We start from the raw sequence: 1,610 nt of genomic DNA, 5'->3' as shown, positions 1-1,610 counted from the left end.
GTCTGAATCGACCTCGATTGTGTTGCAAAACTCCGGTTGAGGCGACTCGCGAACCGTGATTCCGTTGGTTTGAGGCGGCATTTGCGGGAGCAGCGGATGTTAGGGCGGCAGGAGAGCGGTCAGGGCCAGTTTTTTTTACTCCTTTAATCTCGACAAGGTGGTGCCGGCTGATCACTTGGTACGGCAAATCGACGGTTTGCTGGACCTGAGTTGGGTGCACAACGAGCTCGCTCCATTCTACTCGCACACTGGCCGGCCTTCGATTGATCCGGTGCTCATGATCCGGATGCTGGTGTTGGGCTACGTATTTGCACTTCGTTCCGAGCGTCGGCTCTGCGCCGAGGTCCAGGTCAATCTGGCTTACAGATGGTTTTGCAAGCTCGGCATCGAGGACCATATGCCTGATCACTCGGTGTTCTGCCGGGCGCGGCGCGAACGCTTCCGTGAGAGCGATGCCTTGCGCCGGGTTTTTGAGCGTGTAGTGGCGCTGTGTATTTCGGCGGGGCTGGTCGGAGGCGAAGCGTTCTCAGTCGATGCGAGCCTGATCAAGGCAGATGTGAACAAGACTAGGCGACGTCCCGGCGACCCGCCTATTACCTGGCCAAAGGCGGAGGAAGCATCCCATGCGGTTCGCGAGTACATCGCAGCGCTTGATGCCGCCAATAGCGATAAGGACAGCGACGAAGACGGCGGCGGTTCAAGTGAAGGCAGCCGTCGCCGCAAGCCTCCCAAGGAAGTCTCGCTCACCGATCCGCAAGCAACATGGGTTACGAGGCCGGGCGTGGATCCATTCTTTGCTTACGATGCGAACTATCTGATCGACAACAAGGCCGGGATCATCCTCGATGCGGTAGGCACGCGCGCGAACCGTGCGGTTGAAATTGCTGTCACCCAGACCATGGTGGACCGTGTTGAGCGTCGCTTCGATCTGCGCCCCAAAAGGTTGGCAGGCGACACGGCTTACGGCGCGGTCAGACTGCTCAAATGGCTGGTGGATCGCAAGATCACGCCGCACGTTCCGGTATGGGACAAGTCGGCACGCCCCGATGGCACCTTTAGCCGAGCCGACTTCGTCTTCGACCAGAAGCGCAATGTCTATGTTTGCCCGGGTGGCACGGAACTGACCAGCACCGGCAATATCGATCAAGGTCACATCGTTTACTACAGAGCCAGCAAGAGCGACTGCGCTGGCTGCGCCTTGAAGCCCAAATGCACGACGGCGGTCGTGCGCAAAATTACCCGCGACATCAACGAAGATGTGCGCGATCGTGTCCGTGCGCTGGCCAATACGGAAGCCTTCGAGCAATCGCGCCGCGAGCGCAAAAAGGTCGAGATGCGGTTTGCTCATATGAAACGCATTCTCAGGCTCGACCGGCTTCGGCTGCGGGGCTTGAATGGCGCCAGGGACGAAGTGCTGCTCACAGCCACCGCGCAGAACCTGAGGCGGCTGGCCAAGCTAATCTGCCGTCCCCCGCCACAACTGGCAGTCGCGTGCTGAAATGCACAAGCAAAACGGAAACCGCCGGCACCCCGTACCAAAAGAAACCGCCGAAACTCAAAAGCCAAGCTCGCCCCAAGTCAGAAACGAGTTTTGCAACACAATCCCCGGT

1 protein-coding gene is annotated in these 1,610 nt (G+C 59.0%); it reads left to right on the top strand.

The features are described 5' to 3' along the window. Positions 1 to 157 precede the first annotated feature (157 nt). Positions 158 to 1,498 (top strand): IS1182 family transposase, encoded by a 1,341-nt coding sequence (locus AC629_RS44200; RefSeq protein WP_143199955.1) that lies wholly within the window; start codon positions 158 to 160, stop codon positions 1,496 to 1,498. Positions 1,499 to 1,610 lie beyond the last annotated feature (112 nt).

It is taken from the genome of Bradyrhizobium sp. NAS80.1 (assembly GCF_001908205.1).
Lineage (GTDB): Bacteria > Pseudomonadota > Alphaproteobacteria > Rhizobiales > Xanthobacteraceae > Bradyrhizobium.
The sequence above is the reverse complement of the archived record's forward strand: the minus strand, read 5'-3'. Positions and strand labels throughout refer to the sequence as shown.